Raw genomic sequence first — 23483 nt, 5'->3', positions numbered from 1 at the left:
ATGCCCTTCGACGAGCGACGGTATCTCCAGGAGGTGCTCGACCCGGCCCGCGAGGCCGGTTCACCCCCCGAGGACCTGCGGCTGCGCTACCAGCTCCGCCAGGACATGTCCCCGGCCGAGGTGGCCGAGACCGTCCGCCAGGTACGGCAGTGCTGGCGTCGCCAGCGCCAGCTGCTGAAGTTCCGCAAGCTCGTCGACCGGCTTGAATCCGACCATGCCGGATATGCCCCCATCTTCGAGGCCGCCGCGAACGGCGACACCGGGCCGCTGATCGCGGCGCTGCGCCAGGCCGGGGAGCGGGATCGGCGGCGCGTCACCGACCTGCGCAGGCGGCTGGACGACGCGGCCGGACGGCTGCGGCTGCTGGCGCCGGACGTGGTGGCGGGGATCGCCCGTTCGGCGGGGGTCGAACGGCGGGAGGCCGACGTCCTGGCGGGTCAGCTCGGCATCGAGATCCGGGAACCCGATCAGCTCCCCGATATCCCGCCTTATCCGGGTTACGCCCGGGCGCGGGAGGCCCTGGACACGCTGCGGAAGCGGCATCTGGCGGAGTTCGTCCTCGGCGAATCCCAGTTCCGGATATTTGCCCCGACGGGGGATTTGGGGGAGCGGATTCGGGAGGTGGAGGCGGACTGGCAGCGGCGTACCCGGGGGTCGTGGACGATCTCGGCGGACACGGTGCTGGCGGCGTTGCGGGGGGTCGATGATCCTGGCGCGTTGCTGCGGTATGACCTGGTCGCCCGGGTGCGGGAGCGGGTGCGCGAGCATCCCGGCGACGAGACGCTGGTGCGGTTCGCGGTGGAGGATCTCGGGCTCGATCCCGGTGAGGCGCGGCGGCTGGTCTTCGCGGTGCGCCAGGAGGGCGGCGGTCCGAGCGGGCCGCGGGCGCGGCTGCGGGAGCTGGTGGACGCGGGCGAGATCCAGGCCGCCGCCGACCTCGCGGCGACCCTGCCGGAAGGCACCGAGCTGGGGAACGAGATCGCGGCGCGGCTCGCGGCGGCGGTGAAGCTCCGGGATCAGGCGCTGACCGCCACCGACCCGGACGAGGCGTGGATCCTGCTGGCCGACGCGCTGCGCCGGGTCCCCGACCTGCCGGGCGCGGCGGGGCTGCTGGCCCGCCTGGCCCCCCACCCCGCCCGCGACGTCCGCGCCGAACCCCACGACGACACGGTCACGATCACCTGGCAGCCGTCCCCGTCCCGGGCGGGCGAGATCACCTACGAGATCCGGCGCGACGGCGTCCCGCTCCGGGCCGGGCCGGTCGCCGGCCGGTTCGTGGACGAGACGCCGCCGGTCAACGTTCCGCTCCGGTACGCGGTGGCCGCCCGCCGGGGCGAGGCCACCGCGGCCCCGGCCTCCGCTGCCGTGGTCGTGGTCCGGCCCGAGCCGCGCGACCTGCGCGTCACCGCCGGGGACGGCGTCGTCACCGGCCGCTGGACCACCCCGCGCGAGGCCGTCGGCGTCGTGGTGCTCCGCGACGGCCAGCCGGTGACCGTGGACGGCTCCGCCTTCCGCGACCGGGCCGTACGCAACGGCACCGGGCACCACTACCACGTCTACGCGGTCTACCCGACGCCGGACGGGGCCGGGGCTAGCACGCCTGGCCTGCACCGCACGGTCACCCCGCATGCCCGGCCGGAACCGGTGCCCGAGCTATCGATCACGCCTGCTCCGCAGGGCATGCTCCTGCTCACCTGCGCGGAACCGGCCAGCGGCGTGCTGGAGTTCCGGCTGTTGAAGGGCGCGCCGCCCTGGCCGTACGGGACGACGCTGGCGCTGGCCGAGATCGAGGGCACAGGCAGGGCGCTGGCGACGACGCCGGTGGCCGAGGGGCACCTGATCAAGCCGGAGACCGGGGTGGTGCTGGCGCTCACGATCGCGGGGGATCTGGTCACCGTCGGGGCGTACCGGGAGCATGTCAATCTGACCGCGCCCGCCTCGGTCACCGCCGAGCGGCGCGGGGGCACCGTGCTGGTCGGTCTTGACTGGCCGCCCGAGGTGCCCGAGGTCGAGGTCGGGTGGGCGGCGGAGCGGCTGCTGGTGAGCGCGGCGGCCTATCGCGCGCAGGGCGGGATCCGGCTGGACGCGCCCGAGGACAAGGCGATCACGATCGAGGTCGTGCCCAGCGCGCTGCTGCGGGGCGAGCGCGCGCGTGGCCCGGCCGTCCGCGTCGAGCTGCCCGCCGCGGTTCCGGTCCGGTATGACCTCATCGCTGAAGGTCCGCCGTGGAAGCGGACCTTGACCGTCGAGGTGTCCGCCGACCGTCCGGCCCGGGTGCCGCGCCTGGTGCTGGTGCTCAAGCCGGGGCTCGTGCAGCCGCTCACCGCCGCGGACGGCCGCGTGCTCGGCGAGTGGACCGACCTCACCACCCCGGCCCGCCTGACGCTGCCGGCGCCCCGGCAGGCCAAGCCGTACTGGCTGCGATGTTTCGCCGAAGGGGACGTCGCGCTGCTCGACCCACCGGTCCGCCGCATGAAGATGGGGTAAACCTTGATCACATGCCCGTACTGCTTCGCGCGCGTCGCGGAGAACCGCATCATGTTCCGGTGTTCCGGTGGCCGGGGAGGGTGCGAGGCACGGGCGGACGAGGTGCTGGGACGGCATCGCGGCGGGGTGCCGCCGGCCCTGCCTCCGGTGTTCTCGGTGCGCAGGCCGGGACGGCGGGCGAGCTGCCCGGAGTGCGGCCGGGAGACCAGCCGCCGGGCGTGCCCGGACTGCCACAGCAGGCTGGCCGCCGAGTACTGCGCCAATCCCGGCAAGATCGTGGCGCTGGTGGGGGCGAAGGGGTCGGGGAAGAGCACGTACATCGCGGTCCTGCTGCACGAGCTGATGAACCGGGTCGGCGCGGAGCTGGACGCCTCGCTGACCCCGTGCGACGACCGGACCATCGAACGGTACCGCCAGGAGTTCGCCCGCCCGCTGTACGGCGAGCATCGCCTGCTGCGCGCCACCCAGTCGGCGGTCACCGACCGGGGCCGGGATCCGCTCGTCTACCTGCTCACCCGGACGATCCGGGGGCGGCTGCGCACCCGCGCCGAGTCGCTCACCCTGGTGCTGTTCGACACGGCGGGCGAGGATCTGCGCAGCCGGGACGTGAGCGAGCTGCACCTGCGCTACCTGCGGGCGGCGGACGCGGTCATCTTCCTGGTGGATCCGCTGGAGCTGCCGGGGGCGCGGGCCGCGCTGAACGGGACCGCGCTGGCCCGCAGCGGCGGGCTCGACGACGATCCGGACAGCGATCCGCTGAACGTGATAACCCGGGTGACCGAGCTGCTGCGGCAGTCCCGCGGGCCGCTGACCGTGCCGGTGGCCGTGGCGCTGAGCAAGATCGACGCGCTGCGTCCTTCGCTGGCCCGGCAGTCGGCGCTGCACCGGGCCAGGGTTCCGTCCGGGGCCCTGGATCTGGACGATCGGGAGGCCGTGCACGAGCAGGTGCTGGCGCTGCTGGAGGAGTGGCAGGCCGGGGTGGTCGGGCGGTACCTGCGGCAGAACTACACCGACCACGCGCTGTTCGGCCTCTCCGCGCTAGGAGCACCGCCGGACGCGGAGTCGGTCGGCTCTGGCGGCATACGGCCCTATCGGGTGGAGGATCCGCTGCTGTGGTTGCTTTACCGGTTCAAGATGCTCAATGGGACCAGGAGTTGAGGACTTTGCTACACTCTCAGGAAGCACAACGTCGCCCAGAGTTGCGGGGAGACGAAAAACGCCTGTGGAGCCGGTGTAAGACCCACGCTTGGTGGGCGGTCGGCGGTGAAGCGGGAACCCCGGAAACGGGGAACGCCGGACCGCAAGGTTTCGGCTGCCGGTATGGGTATTCATTAATACCTACTCACTGGTAACGGTAGTCGAAATGGCCTGGCAGCTGCACTACACCTCGGCCGAGTTGGGCCCGACCGGGCGGTCTGGGTTCCAGTTCGTGGCTGCGACTCCAGGACCCGCAGGGTTGGCGGAGCGGGCGGCGGCGCACATGACGTATCGGCCGCCGCCGAACGCTCCGCTGGCCCCCACGCCATCCGAGATGCGGATATTTCCGGTTTCGTTGACGTATGAGTCGGGGGTTCTGTCGAGGTGTGTCTATCTCGGGCGGGATTACTCGGGGCGGTATGGCAACTTTCTCGGGCATGCGCTGGTTCTGCGGGAAGGTGACCTGGTCGGGTCGCGGCCGATCGAATTCTGGGGGGCGCCGTTCTGGGCTGATTCTCCCGCTGAGGGGGATCTGGAGGAGTTGACCGAGCTCGCTCCGGGGTCGGCTGTGGATCCGGAGGCGCTGGGCGGGTGGCTGGCCGCCGGTGGGACCGACGCCTATGAGCGGCTTCGCGAGTTGCTGGAGAGCGTGCGGAAGGTGCTGACCCGGGGGCACGGGCGGCTGGTGCTCGTCGCGGCGGACGCCGGGGACATCGAGGACATCGTCCGGTGGATCGCGGTGATCTCGTTCTCGCTGCCGTGGGCGGCGGCGGCGCGGCTGTCGTTCTCGACCTACAGCGCCGATCCGGCCGCCACGCATCAGATGATCGTCGGGACTACGCCGGATGTGTGGATTCCCTCGGATATCGATGCGAGTGTGGTCCGGTTGGATGAGCCGCCTGCCCCGGTGCGTACCGGGCGATTCGCGGCGACGGCGGTGGGCTTCTGGCGCCGTACCGACCTGGACGGGCTGGACGCGCTGGGCGAACTCGGCGACGCGGAGCCGGAGACGGCGGCGGCGCTGATCGCGCTCTGCCGGGGGGACGGCACGGTGGCGTCGGAGGAGCAGGACGCCATCATCACGCTGGTCGAGAACGGGTTGCCGGACTGGGCGTGGCGAATGCTCGGCCGCCGGGCGGGGTTGATCGACCGGCCGCTGGCGGCGGCCATCGCCGAACACGGACCGCCGGAGGCGGCCGACCCGTGTGCCGCCCGGTGCGCGGCTTTGGCCATGCGCGATCCTGAGCTGCCGATTCCGGCGCGGGTGATGCGGGCGCCGTACCTGGCCGCCCTGACGGCGGCGGCGGGCACCGCGCTGGGCGAGGCGCGCGCGCCGCTCCTCGTGGTCGCGGTGCTCCGCGTCGCCGACGTGTACGGCCTGCGCCTCGACCCCGAAGCCGTGGAACACGCGGCCAGGGCTACGATCCATGCGCGCTCCTCCGACCCAACGGACGCCACAAACCCGGCAGTCCCAACGGGAGCCACAAACCCGACGGGACCTACTAGCCCGTCGAGAGCCGCGAACCTCGCTGGAGCTACGAATCCGGCGGAAACCACAGCCCTGGGGCAAGCCGCAGACCTGGCGGGAGCCATCCAGCGCACCCCGTCCGATTGGCGCGAAACCCTCATAGCCGGATTTATCACCGGATTGGAGGACGCGTCCGTTGAGGTACGCGACCGGCTGCTCACCCCCGAGGTCAGCGCGCTGATCGCGGACCGCGGCTGGCGGGCCGCGCCTCGAACCGGCGCCCTCGTGCTGCGGCGGGAAGTCGGCGCAGGACGCCGGGACCGCGTAGACGCCACCATCGAGCTTCTCGGCTTCACCGACGACCGGGAGGAAACCCTCAAATCCCTCTGGGAGAAGCAACCCACCGCCGCGGAATGCGCCCGCCTGATCGAGGCGCTCGGCCCGGAGATGGACGCGTCCCCCCAGCTCAGCGAGCTTCCGGCGCGTGCCTTCCTGACCGGCGGCTTGAAGGGCCCGGAGGTGCTGAAACTCGCCGAAAAGGTGCGGGACGGCCTGTCCGGCTACCCCGCCGACGACGCCGAGGCCACGCTCATCGCCGCCCGTCTCACCGAGGCACCCACCCCGGTCGAAGCCGCCCGCGCGATCGACGCGCTGACCGAGCTCACCCGGGAGGGCCACCCCGACCTGATGCCGATGACCCGAGCCGCCGCCGCCAAGGCCCTCGCCGGAAAGGACCCCCGGTTCCGCACCACGGTGGTGAAATCCGTGACCGAGCCCGCGCGGCGCTGGCTGATCAACGCCTGGCTCACCGCCAACCGCAACCGCGACCAGCAGATCGCCCTGCTGGAGATCGCGATCCGGCTCCGGATGGCCGGAGTGATCATCCCCCGCCTGGACCAGTGGGCCCGCTCCCAGGTCATCAACTGGTCGATGTTCAGCTCGGTCGAAGCCCATTTCAAACGGGACGCCGAACTCGCCGCCGGCCTCCGCGAACTCACCGGCCAGAAACGCCGCCGCATCTTCGGCCGAGGCGACGGCTGATGCCCACACCGATCCCGACGAAATGCTACTTCGCGGAGAGAAGCCGCTTAACGGTGATAAGCCGCTTCACGGCGGGCAATCGCTTCGCAGTGAGCCACTTCGTGGCGAGCAGTCGCCTCGCGGTGAGCCACTTCGCGGAGAGAAGCCGCTTCATGGTGATAAGTCGCTTCACGGCGGGCAGTCGCCTCGCGGTGAGCCACTTCGTGGTCAGCAGTCGCCTCGTGGTGAGAAGTCGCTGATGTGGTTCTTCGCGGTTCTGGTGTGGATCGTCGTGATATGGGTGGCGTTCCCGATCGCGTTCGCGCTCACCCTGGCCGCGACGATCCTGGGCGCGGTAGGGATCTACTTCCGGCAGGCGGGCGCGGTACTGCTGCCGGACGTGGCCGAAGGTCACTCCCCCGTCGAGCGTCCCCGCCAGGATCGTGATCCCGCCTACCGCCACTACCTGGTGACCCAGGTATGGCGGGACTGGTGGGCGATCACGCGTACCGCCCTCCCTCAGATCATCGTCACCGCCGCCGACGCCATCCGCGCCGCCACCGGCGCCCTCATGGGCGAAGCGCGCGGCTTCTTCCTGTTCCCGCTCTGGCTGGCCATCTGGGCCGGAGTGCTCCTGGCCGTGCTGCCCCTGGCCGCGCTCGGCCTGCTGATCATCGCCGTGTACGCGCTGACGGTCGCCGCGGGCATGCTCGCCTGGCTGGCCTGCGTCACCGTGCTGCGCGCCCTGGAACAGCTGTTCATGCTGGTCCGGCGCATCCTGCAGGCCTGCCCGTACCCGGGGTGCTACGCGAAGATCACGCTGCCGGTGTACGCGTGCCCGTCCTGCGGGGAACGGCACCGCGCGCTCACCCCCAACCTGAACGGCGCGGTCCGGCACGCCTGCCGCTGCGGCGCCCGGCTGCCGACCACGATCATGCTCGGCCGGCACCGGCTGCAGGCGCACTGCCCGGACTGCGACCGGCAATTACCGGCCCGGATCGGCCGGGTCCGGGTCGAACCCGTGCCCTTCGTGGGCGGGCCGGACGCCGGGAAGACCACCTTCATGGCGCTGGCCGTGGACGCGCTGCTCACCGGCCTGCGCACCGAGTTCGTCGACCAGGGCGACGAGCTCACCTTCCTCCAGCTCAAACGCCAGCTCGCCACCGGCCACATGATCAAGACGGGGACGCAGCTGCCGAAGGCGGTCATGCTCGACGTCACCCTCCCCCGCGAGGGCAGCCGCATCCTCTACCTGTTCGATCCGTCCGGCGAGCACTACACCGGCGCGAGCAAGGTCGAGGCGATGAGCTACCTGGCGCACGGGGAGGCGCTGCTCATCGTGGTCGATCCGTTCGCGCTGCCCGCCGTACAGGACAGCCTGGTGAGCGGCGATCGTGAGCTGCTGGCCGCCGGTGGTCTCACGCTCGCGCGGGAAGATCCGGCCGACACCGTCCATCGCGTACGCAACGAGCTCGCGGGCCGCGCAGACGGCGGGCGGCAGCGCCGGATCGCGGTCGTCGTCACCAAAGCCGACCTGCTCCGCCAGACCGCCACCGGCGAAGGCGCGGCGGACGACCCCGCGAGCTGGCTGGCCGCCATGGGCATGGGCAACCTGACCCGCGCCCTGGCGGCCTCGGGGGCCAAGGTCCGCTACTTCCTCTCCGGCATCCCGGCGAACCCGGCGGAGATCCTCACCCTGCTCACCTGGCTGATCGGCCTGCGCCCGCCCGGGAGAACCCCGTCCAAACCGGCCCGCCCGCAGCGGGCCTGGCTCCCGTCGACCCGCCCCCCGGACCGCCCGCCGCTCAGCTACACCCTCGCCCGCCGCCTCATCTTCACCGTCACGATCGTGCTCTCGCTGACGGCCGTCTCCCTGCTCGGTTATGCCGGTTGGACGGCCTGGTCGGGATGATTCGCACTACGACGACGGCCAGCCGATCTCGACGGTGAAGACGGTCGTGACGTTGGCGGCGGGGACGACGCCGACGGGGGTGCGAGCGGTCACGACGACCTCGTAGGTGCCGTGCGGGGTGTTCGGCTGCGCGACGAGCGTCAGCGTGGCGGTGTCCCCCGCCGTTATGATCTTCGGGCTGACACTGGCGCCGACGCCGGTCTGGGGCAAGGCGGCGATGCTGGGCGGGGGCTCGCTGACCACGGCGGTCAGATCGATCCGCTGTTCCGATCCGTTGAGCGCGGTGGTGATCACCTGGGCGGTGAGCGAGCCGCCCGGCTCCAGCCGGGGGAACTTGGAGACGATCTCGACCGTGTACGCGGGCTTGGGCACCTCACGCACCGCCAGCGAGTGACGGAAGCCCGCGCTGATCCCGGAGACCACCGCCAGCCCGGGCACCGGCACGGGGATCAGCGTGCTGGCCGGGGTGTCGGTGCCCAGCTGCCCGAACTCGTTGTCGCCCGAGGCCCACGCCGTGCCGTCGGCGAGCAGCGCCAGGCTGTGGAGGTATCCGGCGGAGACCACCCGCACGTTGAGGCCCAGGTCGCGCACCTTGGCCGGGCGCAGCTTGCCCTCGGTCGTGCCGATGCCCAGCTGGCCGTGGGAGTTGTCGCCCCAGGCGAACAGCCTGCCGTCGCTGCGGATGGCCAGGCTGTGCAGCCCTCCGGCGGAAAGGTCGAGGGCGTTGCCGGAGAACACCAGGACCGGCAGCGGACGCGAGAGCTGGGTGCCGTCGCCGACCTGGCCGTCCCAGTTGTAGCCCCACCCCCATACGGTCCCGTCCGTACGCCGTGCCAGGGCGTGGTAGTGACCGGCGTCGACCTTGTTGACCCCGGTCAGGGTGGGCAGCTGGGCGGGGAACGGCTGGTCGGTCCAGGTGCCGAGGCCGAGCTGGCCGATGCTGTTCTCGCCCCAGCCCCAGACGGTGCCGTCGGCGCGTAGCGCCAAGCCGAAGTCCATGCCGGCCGAGACCTGCTTGACGCCGCTCAGCGCGGTCGCCTGGACGGGGCTGAACCGCCGCTGGGTGGTGCCGTCGCCCAGCTGGCCCACGTAGTTGTTGCCCCAGGCCCAGACCGCGCCGTTAGAGGTCACGGCGAGCGTGAAGTCCTCCCCGGCGGCGACGTCCACGACGCCGATGAGCCCCGGCACCCGGACCGGGGACAGCCGCCGCTGGGTGGTGCCGTCGCCCAGCTGGCCCACGTTGTTGTTGCCCCAGGTCCACACGGCGCCGAGGGAGCCGATGGCGACGCTGTGCCCATTCCCGGCGGACACCTTCGTGAAGCCGTGCCCGGCGCCGTCCACGGCCACGGGGGTGGACGCCTGGGGCGCGGTGGCGCCGCCGTCGCCGACCTCACCGTTCTGGTTCTGGCCCCACCCGGCGGCGTGGCTCCACCCTGTTCCGGTGACGGCCTGGGCGCTGAGGGCGGGCCCCACCACGGAGGCCGCCACCACGGTGCCGGCGGCTAACCGTGCGAGCCAACTTCGGCGGAGGATACTAGACATCTGACATCCGATCATTGCGTTGCGTATGAGTCGGTGCAGCATCCAGGCCGCCGCTAGCAAGTCTCTTGCAAACCCCTTATTCGTCAGGCAGCAGGTACCGCCAGGAGACCACGAAGACCGCCCCCGACCCGCTCTTGAAGAGCGACTGCCTGTTCTCGAATCCCGCCGGGATCGCCTTGACAATCGCGCCCGCCGCGTCGCCATCAAGATCCTTCTTCCAGACGGGATCCACCGCACCGGACGGCTCTGGCACTCCGGCGGGCCACGCCAGCACCTTGCCCTCCGCTCCCGGCGCGGTCTCGGCGACCATCCGAACCCGGGTGGCGACGTAGTCCGTACCCTCCGACGTGCCCCGGGTCGCCAGCCCGTCCATCAGCTTCTTCGCCTCTACCAGTTCCTTCGGATAGAAGAGGGCCACCTGATCCAGCGCCGGAACCCGCACCTCCTGCATTTTCCCGTCCTTCCCCCGTACGCCGAGGACGGTGTCCGGGATATCCGTCACCATGGGCGCGTCCGGCTTGGGCGTCGCGGTCGGCGGCTGCCCCTTCAGGAACCTCTCCATCGACGCGACCGTCTCCCCCAGCTGCGCCTCGGTGAGCTTGAACGTCTTCCCGGCGTCAACGATCACCTGCCCATCGCTGTACACCACCACCCGCGGCGGCCGAAGCGTGTTCGTCGTCGGAGTGACAAACCCACCCTCCGCCCCCCACAAGGCGACCGCCTGCACCTCCTCAACCGCTACCGCCGTAGTCTCCGACCCCGCCCCACCACAGGCCGCGACCAGCGCAAACACCGCCAAGCCCAACGCCACTCTGTATCTCATGCCCCAGAAACGTAAGCCCGGCTCATGTGGTTCAACCCCCTGACCAGTCGTTATCGCCCCCGAGCCAGGCCCCACACCGCGTGACGCGTCGAATCGTCATCGTGATGAAGGCAGGGCCATGGAGGCAGCTCACGTGAGAGCTGCCCACACGGAGACCGACTGGGCTGCTTTACAGCACGGGAAGGTAGCGGCCGAGTTCGAATTCGGTGACCTGGCGGCGGTAGTCGCGCCACTCGGCGCGCTTGTTGCGGAGGAAGAAGTCGAAGACGTGTTCGCCCAGGGTTTCGGCGGCCAGTTCGCTGTGTTCCATGACGGAGATGGCTTCGTCGAGGGATTGCGGCAGCGGCTGGATGCCGAGGGCGCGGCGTTCGCCGCTGGTGAGGGCCCAGACGTCGTCTTCGGCACCGGGGGGCATCTCGTAGCCCTGTTCGATGCCGCGCAGGCCGGCGGCGAGGATGAGGGCGTAGGCGAGGTAGGGGTTGCAGGCGGAGTCGAGGGAGCGGAACTCGATGCGGGTCGAGCCGCCCTTGTGGGGCTTGTACATGGGGACGCGGACCAGGGCGGAGCGGTTGTTGTGGCCCCAGCAGATGTAGGAGGGGGCTTCGCCGCCGGCGCCCGCGATGGCTTCCGCGCCGCCCCACAGGCGCTTGTAGGAGTTGACCCACTGGTTGCACACGGCGGTGATCTCGGCGGCGTGCTTGAGCAGGCCTCCGATGAAAGAACGGCCGATCTTGGAGAGCTGGTAGTCGGAACCGGGCTCGTAGAAGGCGTTGCGGTCGCCCTCGAACAGGGACATGTGGGTGTGCATGCCGGAGCCGGGGTACTCGGTGAACGGCTTGGGCATGAACGACGCCCAGACGCCCTGCTCCAGCGCGACCTCCTTCATGACCAGCCGGAACGTCATGATGTTGTCGGCGGTACTGAGCGCGTCCGCGTAGCGGAGGTCGATCTCCTGCTGGCCGGGCGCGCCCTCGTGGTGGCTGAACTCGACGGAGATGCCCATCGACTCCAGCATCATGATCGCGTTGCGCCGGAAGTCGTGGCCCGCGCTGTGCGGGGTGTGGTCGAAGTAGCCGCCCTCGTCGATCGGCTCGGGGCGCACGCCCTTCTCCGGCTTCTCCCTGAGCAGGAAGAACTCGATCTCCGGGTGGGTGTAGAAGGTGAAGCCCATGTCGGCGCACTTGGCCAGGGCGCGCTTGAGCACCCAGCGCGGGTCGGCGTGCGACGGGGAGCCGTCGGGCATCAGGATGTCGCAGAACATCCGGGCCGCCCCGGGCGTCTCGCTGCGCCACGGCAGGATCTGGAAGGTCGACGGGTCGGGCTTGGCGAGCATGTCCGACTCGTACACGCGGGAGAAGCCTTCGATGGCGGAGCCGTCGAAGCCGATGCCTTCGGCGAAGGCGCCTTCAAGCTCGGCGGGGGCGATCGCCACTGATTTGAGGAAGCCGAGGACGTCCGTAAACCAGAGTCGGATGAACCGTATATCGCGCTCTTCTAGCGTGCGGAGGACGAATTCCTGCTGGCGGTCCAAGGCGCTACCTCACGGAATGGACATCTCTGGGCATCTACCAGTGTGCCCTTTCTGTGTTTCACATGCGTTACGCGCCCGCCGTGCGGACTCTCCGTCGCGCCTCGCGGACAACGCGTGAACATTGTCCTAGCGTGTGATCACATGAGCGCTGAGCTGCGGATACCGTCCGCTGCGGCCATTCTTGTCCCGCTTGCCGAGCTGTTCCCGCCGTTGGGGTGTTCGTCCCGGCCGTGCGACGGGACCGCGCTCCGCGCCTGGGCCGCCCCGTACGGCCTGCCCACCGATGCCGGATTCCACCGCCTCGCGGCCCGCCTGATGCCCGAGGACCGCCTGCTGTCCCGCTGGCTGACCTGGACATTCGCGTACGACGACTGGTGCGACGAGGGCACCGGCAGCAGGGACGGCCGGGTGCTCGACCGGATGCAGGCCCGGCTGCGGGAGACCATGCGCACGGGGCACGGGTCCGCCGAGCCGCTCGTCGCGTCCTTCGCCGACCTGTGGCGGTCGACGGCGCCGCGGATGAGCCCGGCCTGGGCGCGCAGGTTCGCCAACCGCCTGGAGCTCCATGCGGACGCCTGCCGGGTGCAGGCCGTCAACCGGACGTACGGGCGGGTGCCGACGGCGGGCGAGTATCCGGCGCTGCGCCGCCACGCGTTCTGCGGGTTCGTCACCGACCTGCTGGAGCCGTGCCTGCGGATCGACGTGCCGGGACGGCTGCACACCTCGCCGCCGTGGCGCACGCTGGTGGACGCGTCCTCGGACGTGATCGCCTGGTGCAACGACATCGCGTCGCTGGCGAAGGAGCAGGGCGATCCGCACAACTACGTGCGGGTGGCGGCCGAGCGGATCGGGGTGCGGGATCCGGCGGCGTGGGTGGCCGACCGGATCGCGGAGCGGGTGGAGGATCTGCGGGACGCCGCGCTGGCGCTGCCGGGGACGTGCGCGGAGCTGGGCGTGCCCGCCACGGTGGCGCCGGTGGCGGTGTGCCTGCTGGCTGGTCCGCGGGCGCATGTGGAGTGGCTGCTGGAGTCGGCGCGATATAGATCTACTTGACATCCTCCCCGGCGTGAACGCCCGGGATTCCCCACGTCGCCATGGGGTCCTTACTGCTTCTGCTACGCCGCGTGAGCGTCGTAGGCTGCGGGCGGTGCCAGGGTCGGAATTGCCTCACCTGGTCTTACCTACTCTCCACAGTCGTTTTGGGTGTCCGCCAGCCCGGCGGCCACCATGTTCACATCCATCCCCGCCCTAAAGGGCGAGGCCTTCTGCGGCTTCTCGGTAACGTAATCGATTGCTCGCTCTATCACGCACCGAGCCCGTCCCGCCAGGCCCCAGCAGGCCCTCATGTTCTGGTCAGCTTCTCGGCCGTAAACTGAAAGGATCCAGCTCGCAGCTCCTCACCGTCGACGGCTTCAACGTTCAATCCCGCCACTACATGACCTACAGTAACAGCACAACCACAAATAGGGAAGCCATTCCCCTCGGGCCTGAACGCCTTTGGGTTCCTGGCTAGATCCTGCTGAACCACCCCCGCACTACCTCCGTCATACGGAGGAAAGCGTGACAATCGGTCTTTGATCGGGCATCTACCCGAACGCGATACGGTCCGCGCGACCGTATGACCGACCGGGGGGCGACCGAGATGGCGGCGGAAGCCGGCACGGCAGCACGCAAGGCACCTTTCACGGCTCCGGACGTGAGCGCGGGCACAGCACCAGATGGACGAACGGCCCGGCCCGCGCCCGACGGCATGCCCTACACCGGGCCGGGCTCGTGCTGGCTGAAGGTGCCCGCATGCTGGGCCCGGGCCACCGCCATCAGCATCGCCGTGGTCTCCATCGCGCTGGAACTCGCCGACATCTGGATCACCGCCCAGCTCCCCCAGCCGACCTACACCCCGCTCCCCTTCGCCCCCGAAGACGTGGCCGGAACCGCGTTCCCCGTCTTCGGCGCGCTGCTCGTGATCCGCCGCCCGCGCCTGGTGATCGGCTGGCTGCTCTGCCTGGGCGGGCTCGGCTCCGCCACCAACATCACGGTCTCGAACCTGGCGTTGCTGATCGTGCAGGAGGGCGGCCACCCGGCAGTGTTCCTGCTCTGGCTGTTCGCCTCGGCGGTCTGGAGCCTCACCACCTACGCGCTGGGCATCCTGCTCCCGATGCTCTACCCGACCGGCCGCCTGCTCTCCAACCGCTGGTGCGTGCCCGGCGGATTCGCGGCGCTGGTCCTGATCGCGGACTGGGCGCGGGTGCTGATCGGCCCGTCCACCCCCAGAACCGGCCACAACCCGTTCGCGGTGGCGGCGTTCGCGCCGTACTACCACGACGCCAGGCTGCTGCTCTCCGCGCTGATCAAGGTGGCCCTGGTGCTGGCCTTCTCCTCGCTGGTCGTCCGGTTCCGCCAGGCCGGTCCGGACGAGCGGCGGCAGATCCTGTGGCCGTCGCTGGCCATCTCCGGCCTGGTCGTGCCGTGGGCGATCGGCGACCCGGTCTGGTGGACGGTGTCGCTGACGATCCCGCTGATCCCGGCCGCGGTCACCGTGGCGGTGCTGCGTTACCGCCTGTTCGGCATCGACACCCTGGTCACCCGGGCGCTGGTCGGCGGGGGCCTGGTCGGCACGATCGCGGGCGTCTACGTGCTGGCCACCGCCGTCTCCAGCTTCTTCCTGGCCGGGGTGGACCAGCTGTTCGGCCTGGCCGCCGCGCTGGTGGCGGGCGCGTTCTTCCACTCGACGCGGCGCGCCCTGCAACGCCTGGCCGACCGCGCCCTGTACGGCACCCGCGGCGACCCCATCGCCCTGGCCGACGGCCTCAAGGCCCGCCTCCAGCAGACCGACCCGGTGCACGGCCTGCTGGCGGCCCTGGAAACCCTCAAGGACGGCCTCGCGGTGACCGGCGCCGGGGCAGAGGTCGACGGCGCGACCACCGCCGCCGGGGAGCTCCGCCAGGTCTCCCGCGCGGTCCCGCTGATCTGGCACGGCCAGCCGGTGGGCACCCTGCTGATCGGCCCGACCGGCCGCCGCAGGTTCCCGGCCGCCCACGACGAGCGCGTGATCGCCGCCCTCACCCCGTACGTGGCGGACGCGGCCCACGCCATGCGCCTCACCACCGCCCTGCAACGTTCCCGGGAGCGCATCCTGACCGCGCGCGAGGAGGAGCGCCGCCGCCTGCGCCGCGACCTGCACGACGGCCTCGGCCAGACGCTGACGATGATGGCGATGACCCTCAACATGGCCAGGGTCAGCCTGACCCGCTCCCCCGACGTCGCCGACACCCTGCTGAAGGAGCTCCGCTCCGGCATGGACGCCGTCTCCGGCGACATCCGCGAACTCGTGTACGGCCTGCGCCCGCCCGCCCTGGACGATCTCGGCCTGGCCGGAGCCGTGCGGCAACTGGCGGTCGACGGCCCGATCGTGGAGATCGCCGGAGACCTGGACGGACTGCCCGCCGCCGTGGAGGTGGCCGCCTACCGAATCGTCCAGGAAGGCCTCACCAACATCCGCAAACACGCCCAGGCGACCTGGGCCAAGGTCACCCTCCGCCGCGAGAGCGCCCTGATCGTGGAGATCAGCGACGACGGCGTCGGCCTGCCGGACACCGTCAACCCGGGCGTCGGCCTCGGCTCGATGCGCGAACGCGCCGCCGAACTCGGCGGCACCTGCACGATCACCTCCACCGCGTCGGGCACCACAGTGACCGCGAGGTTGCCCCTCTGACAGGGTGATCCGGGTTGCTCACCGTTATCCGACGCCGTTTACGTCAGCGATGGTTCTCGCCGCACCGGCGCCAACAGCGGCAGCGGCGTTCTGTCGGGTCATCCAGGCTGTTGGTATTCCAGGTTCCAGCCACCGGCTAGACCCCGGATACCAGGGCATCTCCAACCGCGGTTCGGCGGTAGAGGACCTCGCGGCCGATTCGCTGGCGGGTGACCAGGCCGCCGTCGGATAACACGGTCAGGTGCTGGCTGACCGCGCCCGCCGTCAGTTCCATGCGCCGGGCCAGCGCGGACGTGGACGCGGGGTCGACCAGCGCGGTCAGGATCTGCGCTCGGGTTCTTCCGATCAACGCCGACAGCGCCCCCGGCGTGCACGGGACCCCGGCCGACCAGAGATTCCCCGACCCCCGCGCCGGATATATCAGCATCGGCTGGTACGGCTCACACAACACCGCCACATCCGGCCACCGGAACACGCTCGGCACCAGCACCAGCCCGTCCCCCGCGATGTCCCCCGAGTATTGATACGGCCGCGAGGCCACCAGCCGATCCCCATGCCAGACCACGGCGGGATGCAGATCCGCGAACAGCTCCCGCACCCCGCCGCTCGCTAACCGCCTGGTCCGCCACATGACGTCGGCTTCCAGCAGCCCGTGCACCCGGGGCCAGAACTCGGCCAGCGCCAGCGTCCAGAACGCCTCCAGCGCGTCCGCCACCCGCCGCACCCCTTCCGCCGGATCCCGCAGGAAGCGCTGGATCGCGACCGGGTCGACGGGTTCCACCCAGCCGACCTCCTCGGCGGCCTTGTCCGGCGGCGTGAGCCGTACGCGCTGGAGTTCGGCCGTGAAGTCGGGCAGCGGCGTATCCGGCGGCGGAGTCAGGAAATCAGGGAAATATCCGTCGGGCGGGACCAGGGCCAGCAGGTCGGTGAGGTCGAAGGAGCGCAGGCGGGGCCGTACGATCCGCAGCCAGGGCAGGTGGATGGAGTGCCGGGCCGGGGTGCGGAGCACGCGCAGGCTGGACACCAGCTCCCAGAGCGGCGAGAACGCGAACCTGAGCCGCGCCACGTCGTCGGGGCGAAATCGCCATTCGATGGCCATCTTTTAGCCTCCGCTAAAAGATTCGCATCCCCCGGGGCCGGTTGTCCAAGGTTGACGGGTGACCATCACCGCGCCTCCCACCTTCCTGCAATCCAAGATCGGCGGCTTCCCCCGGCCGTTCTGGGTGCTGTTCGGCGGCACTGTCGTGAACCGGCTCGGCACCATGGTGGAGCCGTTCTTCGGGATCTACCTGACCCAGGCCCGCGGCATGTCCCTGGCCGTGACCGGCCTGGTGCTGTCGGTCTTCGGCGCGGGATCGCTGTTGTCACAGCCGCTCGCGGGCTGGTTAGCCGACCGGCTCGGCCGCCGGGTCACGCTGACCGGCGGCATGCTGGCCTCCGCCGCCACCATGCTGGCGCTCGGCTACAGCACCAGCGTGCAGGGCATCGTGGCCGGGATGTTCGTGCTGGGCGTGGTGGTGGACGCCTACCGCCCGGCCTCCCAGGCGCTGGTCGCCGACCTGGTCTCACCGGAGGACCGGCCGCGCGCGTTCGGCTTGCTGTTCTGGGGTCTCAACCTGGGTTTCTCGGTCGCGATGATCACCGGCGGCTGGCTGGCCGAGGCGGGTTTCCTCTGGTTGTTCTGGATCAACGCCGTCACCTGCACGATCTTCGGTGTGCTGGTCTGGCGGGCCATCCCGGAGACCCGCCCGGCGGCGTCGCAGCGCCAGGGCGGCTTCCGCGAGGTGTTCCGCGACCGGCTGATGGTCGCCTTCGTGGCCATGAACCTGGCCTACACCTGCGTCTACCTCCAGGCGTTCTACACCCTCCCGCTGGCCATGAAGGACCTCGGCACCAGCGCGTACGGCTGGGCGATGGCCGTCAACGGCCTGCTGATCGTCTTCGTGCAGCCGCTGACCAACACGTGGCTGGCCCGGCGCGACAACAGCAACGTGCTGGCGGCCGGCTTCGCCATCGTCGGCCTGGGTTTCGCCCTGACCGTATTCGCCTCCACCGCGTTCGGGTTCTCGCTCACCGTCGCCGTCTGGACGCTCGGCGAGATCCTCACCGCGGGCATGGGCGGCGCCATCGTCGCCGCGCTCGCCCCGGCGCACCTGCGCGGCCGCTACTCCGGCCTGTACGGCTTCTCCTGGTCAGTGGGCGCGTTGATCACCCCACTCCTCGGCACCCGGCTCCTAGAGGTCGGCCCGGCGGTCCTGTGGTCAAGCGTGGGCACCCTCGGGTTGGTGGCCGCCCTCGGGCAACTGGCCCTGGCCCCCGCCATCCGCCGCAGGTCGCTGTGTTGATGGCCGATCCTCCGGATCGGCGGGCCCGCCCGCCTTCAGCCTGTGTCTTCCCTCGTCTCTCCAGTCGCTACGCTCCCTGCGTTCCTCAGTCCAGACACAGGCGCGGCCGAGCCTGGTGACCGCACCATAATCAGGCCATAATCTCCCCCAACGGGTGATTTACGGGGAGAACATGCGACGGGCACGGCTGGCGGCGTGGGCGATGGCGGCCGGGGGGGTGGTCATCGTGCCGACGGCCGTGGTCATCCAGATCGGCCTGCCGCCGGAGTGGATGCCCACCCTGCCCGCGACCCCTGACTACGCCGCCGGATTCGCCTTCCCGCTGGTCGGCGCGTTCCTGCTGGCGCACCAGCCGAAACTGAAGATCGCCTGGCTGATGTACGCGGGCGGGATGTGTTCGGCGACCTGCGTGCTCCTGTCGGTCCTGACGTACCGCGTGGCGGCCGACGGCGATCTCACGCTGGCGGGACTGCTGATCGACCTCGCCGCGTTACCGTGGACGCTCGGTGGCTGCATGCTGGCCGTCCTCGTCCCGCTCTTCGCCCCCGACGGGCGGCTCTCGTCCCCGCGCTGGCGCCCGCTGGTGCCGATCGCCCTGACCGGAGCCCTGGTGCAGGCGTTCCTGCTCATCACGGCCAGGAAACAACGATTCCCCAACCCCCTGGCCATCGATCTTTTCCAGCCCTACCACCATGTGCTGTACAACGCCGTCTACGTGCTCATGAACGTGTGCATCGTGGCCGCGCTGGTGTCCTTCGCCGTCCGGCTGCGCCGCGCCGACCCGGTGACCCGGCGGCAGATCGCGTGGCCGCTGTTCACCTTCGCCATCTACGTCGTGTGCCTGCTGCTGGGCCCCAAGTTCTGGGTGATCGGCGCGCTCTGGACCGGCCTCATCCCCATCGCGATCATGGTGTCGGTGCTGCGCTACCGGCTGTTCGGCATCGACACGGTGATCAGCCACACCATCGTGGCCGCCGGGCTGATCACCGTGGTCAGCGCCGTCTACTTCGGCGTCGGCGCCGTGTCCAGCCTGCTGGTCTCCAGCTACCACCAGATCGCCGGGCTGGCCGCCGCCCTGTTCGCCGGCGCGTTCTTCCAGCCGCTGCGGCGCGCCCTGCAACGCCTGTCCGACCGCGTGCTCTACGGCCGGGTCGGCGACCCTCGCCTGCTCGCCGACCGCCTCATCCAGGAGGTACGGCAGGCCGACCCCGCCGGGGCGCTCGGCGCCGTCGTCGCCGTGGTCCGGGACGGCCTGGCCGTGGCCGGGGCGGCCATCGAGGTGCTCGACGGCCTGCGGGTGGACAGCGGCACGGTCGGCGAGCACCCCCGCGCGATCGACCTGGTCTGGCACGGCGAACCCGTCGGCCGCCTGCTCCTGGGGCCCTGCGGCCCGCGCCGGTTCGCCGTCTCCCACGACGAGCGGGTGATCGCCACACTGCTGCCGTACGTGGCGGACGTGGCGCACGCCGCCCGGATGGCCGCCGACCTGCAACGTTCCCGCGAGCGCATCCTGGCCGCCCGCGAGGAGGAGCGCCGCCGCCTGCGCCGCGACCTGCACGACGGCCTCGGCCAGACGCTCGGCGCCATGGCCATGACCATCAACATGGCCAGGATCAGCATCAACCGCTCCCCCGGCACCGCCGACGACCTGCTCCAGGACCTGCGCACCGGCATGGACGCCGTGGCCGGCGACATCCGCGACCTGGTGTACGGGCTGCGCCCGCCCGCCCTCGACGATCTCGGCCTGACCGGCGCGGTGACCTCGCTGAGCACCGAGACGCTGCCCCCGGTGATCAAGGTGGAGGTGGTGGCCGACGAGCTGGGCGAGCTGCCCGCCGCCGTCGAGGTCGCCGCGTACCGGATCGTGCAGGAGGCGCTCACCAACGTGCGGCGGCACGCCCAGGCGGGCAGGGTGCTGATCCTGCTGGCCCGGGAGGAGGACCAGCTGGTGGTGCGCATCGAGGACGACGGCGTCGGGCTGCCGGCACACCGGCGCGCCGGAGTGGGCACCGCCTCGATGCGGGAGCGCGCCGCCGAGCTGGGCGGCACCTGCGCGATCACCTCACCGGACACCGGCGGAACCCGGGTCGAGGCCCGGCTGCCGGCCGTCGCCGACCTGGTGGAGCCTGTCCCCGGCCAGGCCTCCTGAACAGATCATTGTGTTCAGAGCCGGAAGCTTTACGCTTACCCATGCGATGGTGATATTCCGTGCGCTGGGCCCGTTCCAAGCGGTCTCAGGCGATCAAGTTCTCGATCTCGGGGGGCAGCGGCAGCAGGCCGTGCTCGCCCGGCTCCTCGTGGCGGGCGGGCGGGCCATTCCGGTGAGCACGCTCATCGACGAGCTCTGGCCGGGCGCGCCCCCGGCCCAGGCGCTGTCCACGATCCAGGGGTACGTGTCACGGCTGCGCCGCGCCCTGGAACCGGACCGCGCGCCGCGCGAGGAGGCCGGGATCCTGGTCTCCGCGCCGCCCGGCTACGCGCTCCGCGCCGACGTGGAGCGGGTCGACGCCTGGCATTTCGAGAGCCTGGTCAAGCGGGACGGCGAGGATCTGGAGGAGATCACCAGACGGCTGGACACCGCGCTGGCGCTGTGGCGGGGCCCCGCGCTGGCCGAGTTCGCCGACCTGCCGTGGGCCCAGGCCGAGTCGCTCCGCCTGGACGAGCTGCGGCTGATCGCCGTCGAGCGCCGCGCCGACGCCGCCGTGCGGCTCGGCAAGACCGCCGCCCTCATCCCCGACCTGGAGGCGCACGCCTCGGGCTATCCGCTGCGGGAGGAGGCGTGGCGGCTGCTCGCGGTCGCGCTCTACCGGTCCGGGCGGCAGGCCGACGCGCTGGGCGCGCTCCGCCGAGCCAGGCAGGTGCTCAGGGACGAGCTGGGCCTGGATCTCGGGCCCACGCTGCAGCGGCTCGAGCAGGACATCCTCGCCCAGGCGTCCCATCTGGACGCGTCACCGGCCGCCACGGTCACGGTCCGGCCCGCCGCGCCGGGAACGGCGTTGCGGGTGGTGGTGGCCGACGATCAGGCGCTCGTCCGCACCGGCCTGCGGGTGGTGCTGGACAGCGAGCCGGAGCTCGAGCTGGTGGCCGAGGCGGAGAACGGCGAGCAGGCCATCGCGGCCGTGCGGCTGGCCAGGCCAGACGTGGTGCTGATGGACATCCAGATGCCCCGGCTTGACGGGCTGGCCGCGGCCCGGCGGATCCTGGCCGGGGAGGACCCGCCGAAGGTGATCATGATGACCACGTTCGGCACCGACGACAACCTGTACTCGGCGCTGCGGGCCGGGGTGAGCGGGTTCGTGCTCAAGACCTCGCCGCCGGAGCAGCTGATCGCGGCGATCCGGGCGGCCGTGGCCGGCGACGCGCTGATCGACCCGGCGGTGACCACGCATCTGATCGCGGCCTTCGCGGGCCGCCAGGATCCGGCCGCCCCGGCTGGGCTGTCCGACCCGGACATCGATCTGGTCCGGCTGGTCGCGCGCGGCTTCACCAACCGGCAGATCTCGGTCACCCTCGCGGTGCCGGAGCAGGTGGTCGCGGAGGAGGTGAACCGGCTGCTGAAACGTCTCGAGCTGCTGGACCGGGCGCAGCTGGTGGTGCTGGCCTACGAATCTGGTCTGGTCAGCCCGGGATCCTGAACTTATCGTCAGGTTGACGACAATAAATCAGGGGCCGTACCCTGGTCGCGTGGCCCAACTCCGTATTGCCCTCGCCCAGACCAACCCTGTCGTCGGCGACCTCGCCGGAAACGCCGACAAGCTGATCGGGTGGACCCGCCGAGCCGCCGACCGCGGCGCGCATCTGGTGGTGTTCACCGAGATGTTCCTCACCGGATATCCGGTGGAGGATCTCGTGCTGCGGACCTCGTTCGTGGACGCGTCCATCGCCGGGCTCGAGGCGGTCGCCGCCCGGCTCGCCGCCGAGGGGCTCGGCGAGCTGCCGGTCGTGGTGGGTTATGTCGACCGGGCCGGGCTGACGCATCGGGTGGGGCAGCCGAAGGGGGCGCCGCTGGACGCCGCCGCGGTGCTGCACCAGGGGCGGGTGGTGATGCGGACGGCCAAGCATCACCTGCCGAACTACGGCGTCTTCGATGAATACCGATATTTCGTGCGCGGGGATCGGCTGCCCGTCTTCCGGTTGCACGGGGTGGATGTGGCGGTGGCCATCTGCGAGGACCTGTGGCAGGAGGGTGGTCCCGTCTCGGTGGCGCGGGAGGCGGGGGCCGGGCTGCTGGTGGTGCCGAACGCCTCGCCGTACGAGATGAACAAGGACGACGTGCGGTTCGCGCTGTGCGCCCGGCGGGCCAGGGAGGCGGGGTGCGCGCTCGCCTACGCCAACCAGGTGGGCGGGCAGGATGAGCTGATCTTCGACGGGGACTCGCTGATCGTGTCGGCCGAGGGGGAGCTGATCGCGCGGTCCGGGCAGTTCACCGAGGAGCTGCTGGTCACCGATCTGGAGCTGCCGGCGGGTTCGGGTGAGCCCGGGGAGTTCCAGGTGGACGCCGAGGACGGGACGACGATCACGGTCGAGCGGGTGGTCCTGTCGGAGGAGCCGCTGGCGTATCCGGCCGAGCCGCCGGTGATCGAGGAGCGGCTCGACGACCGGGCCGAGGTGTATCAGGCGCTGGTCCTCGGGGTGCGCGACTATGTGGCCAAGAACGGGTTCCAGTCGGTCATCCTCGGGCTGTCCGGCGGCATCGACTCGGCGCTCACCGCGACCATCGCGGCCGACGCGATCGGGCCGGACCGGGTGCACGTGGTGCTGATGCCGTCGCGCTACTCCTCCGACCACTCCGTCGAGGACGCCGAGGAACTGGTCCGCCGCCAAGGGCTCCAGTCGCGGGTGGTGCCGATCGCCGACGTGGTCAACGCGTTCGAGAAGGAGATCGAGCTGACCGGCCTGGCGGCCGAGAACCTGCAGGCGCGGGTGCGCGGCATGCTGCTGATGTCGCTGTCCAACCAGCACGGCCACCTGGTGCTCACCACCGGCAACAAGAGCGAGCTGGCGACCGGCTACTCCACCCTGTACGGCGACTCCGCCGGCGGCTTCGCCCCGATCAAGGACGTGCCCAAGAGCCTGGTGTGGGAGCTGTCCAAGTGGCGGAACACGCGGTCCACGCCGCCGCCCATCCCGGAGAACTCGATCACCAAGGAGCCGAGCGCGGAACTGCGGCCCGAACAGCGGGACACCGACTCGCTCCCGCCGTACGAGGTGCTCGACCGGCTCCTGGACGACTACGTGGAGCAGGATCTGGGGCGGGAGGAGCTGATCGCGGCCGGGCACGATCCCGAGCTGGTGACCCGGGTGATCCGGCTGGTGGACACGGCGGAGTACAAGCGCCGCCAGTACCCGCCGGGTCCGAAGATCAGCCCCAAGAACTTCGGACGCGACCGGCGCCTGCCCATCACCAATCGGTGGCGGGAAGGCTGATGGCTTGGCCGCGCCTGTG

Annotated in this window: 14 protein-coding genes; 10 read left to right on the top strand and 4 right to left on the bottom strand. The window is 71.0% G+C overall.

Features of this window, described 5'->3' with window-relative positions; translation table 11 throughout:
• From ABGB08_RS22545 to ABGB08_RS22530, 4 genes are all read left to right on the top strand, one after another.
• Entirely contained in the window at positions 1 to 2487 is a 2487-nt protein-coding gene (locus tag ABGB08_RS22545; protein WP_347593319.1) for a hypothetical protein, read from the top strand.
• Positions 2488 to 2490: 3 nt separating this feature from the next.
• A complete protein-coding gene (locus ABGB08_RS22540; RefSeq protein WP_347593317.1) occupies positions 2491 to 3645 on the top strand; it encodes a hypothetical protein in 1155 nt (384 codons plus the stop codon).
• A gap of 205 nt (positions 3646 to 3850) precedes the next feature.
• Positions 3851 to 6193 (top strand): hypothetical protein, encoded by a 2343-nt coding sequence (locus tag ABGB08_RS22535; protein WP_347593315.1) that lies wholly within the window; start codon positions 3851 to 3853, stop codon positions 6191 to 6193.
• A gap of 238 nt (positions 6194 to 6431) precedes the next feature.
• Positions 6432 to 8084 carry a hypothetical protein gene (locus ABGB08_RS22530; RefSeq protein WP_347593313.1) on the top strand — a complete coding sequence of 551 codons (1653 nt, stop codon included), beginning with the start codon at positions 6432 to 6434 and terminating at the stop codon, positions 8082 to 8084.
• A 6-nt stretch (positions 8085 to 8090) separates the two neighbouring features.
• Here ABGB08_RS22530 and ABGB08_RS22525 read toward each other — a convergent pair whose 3' ends face one another.
• The 3 genes from ABGB08_RS22525 to glnA form a co-directional block, all read right to left on the bottom strand.
• The gene (locus tag ABGB08_RS22525; protein WP_347593311.1) at positions 8091 to 9626 is read right to left on the bottom strand and encodes a hypothetical protein; all 1536 of its coding nucleotides are present in this window, start codon (positions 9624 to 9626) and stop codon (positions 8091 to 8093) included.
• Between the two features lie 76 nt (positions 9627 to 9702).
• Entirely contained in the window at positions 9703 to 10431 is a 729-nt protein-coding gene (locus tag ABGB08_RS22520; protein ID WP_347593309.1) for a hypothetical protein, read from the bottom strand.
• 187 nt (positions 10432 to 10618) lie between these two features.
• Positions 10619 to 11980 (bottom strand): type I glutamate--ammonia ligase, encoded by a 1362-nt coding sequence (gene glnA / locus ABGB08_RS22515; protein ID WP_155356030.1) that lies wholly within the window; start codon positions 11978 to 11980, stop codon positions 10619 to 10621.
• Between the two features lie 141 nt (positions 11981 to 12121).
• On the opposite strand from glnA, the gene ABGB08_RS22510 reads away from it, so the two are divergent.
• Complete coding sequence (locus ABGB08_RS22510; RefSeq protein WP_347593307.1) at positions 12122 to 13033, top strand: terpene synthase family protein; 912 nt, start codon at positions 12122 to 12124, stop codon at positions 13031 to 13033.
• Between the two features lie 565 nt (positions 13034 to 13598).
• Positions 13599 to 15692: a sensor histidine kinase gene (locus tag ABGB08_RS22505; RefSeq protein WP_347593305.1), complete on the top strand. Its 2094-nt coding sequence runs from the start codon at positions 13599 to 13601 to the stop codon at positions 15690 to 15692.
• A gap of 136 nt (positions 15693 to 15828) precedes the next feature.
• On the opposite strand, the gene ABGB08_RS22500 is transcribed toward ABGB08_RS22505, so the two are convergent.
• A complete protein-coding gene (locus tag ABGB08_RS22500; protein WP_347593303.1) occupies positions 15829 to 16791 on the bottom strand; it encodes a DUF5937 family protein in 963 nt (320 codons plus the stop codon).
• Between the two features lie 58 nt (positions 16792 to 16849).
• On the opposite strand from ABGB08_RS22500, the gene ABGB08_RS22495 reads away from it, so the two are divergent.
• The 4 genes from ABGB08_RS22495 (at position 16850) to ABGB08_RS22480 (ending at position 23464) form a co-directional block, all read left to right on the top strand.
• Complete coding sequence (locus ABGB08_RS22495) at positions 16850 to 18037, top strand: MFS transporter (protein ID WP_347593301.1); 1188 nt, start codon at positions 16850 to 16852, stop codon at positions 18035 to 18037.
• 172 nt (positions 18038 to 18209) lie between these two features.
• Positions 18210 to 20186 (top strand): sensor histidine kinase, encoded by a 1977-nt coding sequence (locus ABGB08_RS22490; protein ID WP_347593299.1) that lies wholly within the window; start codon positions 18210 to 18212, stop codon positions 20184 to 20186.
• A 46-nt stretch (positions 20187 to 20232) separates the two neighbouring features.
• A complete protein-coding gene (locus ABGB08_RS22485; RefSeq protein ID WP_347593297.1) occupies positions 20233 to 21672 on the top strand; it encodes a BTAD domain-containing putative transcriptional regulator in 1440 nt (479 codons plus the stop codon).
• A gap of 49 nt (positions 21673 to 21721) precedes the next feature.
• Positions 21722 to 23464: an NAD+ synthase gene (locus ABGB08_RS22480; RefSeq protein WP_347593295.1), complete on the top strand. Its 1743-nt coding sequence runs from the start codon at positions 21722 to 21724 to the stop codon at positions 23462 to 23464.
• Positions 23465 to 23483 lie beyond the last annotated feature (19 nt).

The sequence above is a fragment of the Acrocarpospora sp. B8E8 genome (assembly GCF_039871605.1).
Classification (GTDB): Bacteria; Actinomycetota; Actinomycetes; order Streptosporangiales; family Streptosporangiaceae; genus Acrocarpospora; species Acrocarpospora macrocephala.
Note: the sequence above shows the minus strand (reverse complement) of the source record. Positions and strands in the feature narration are given on the sequence as shown.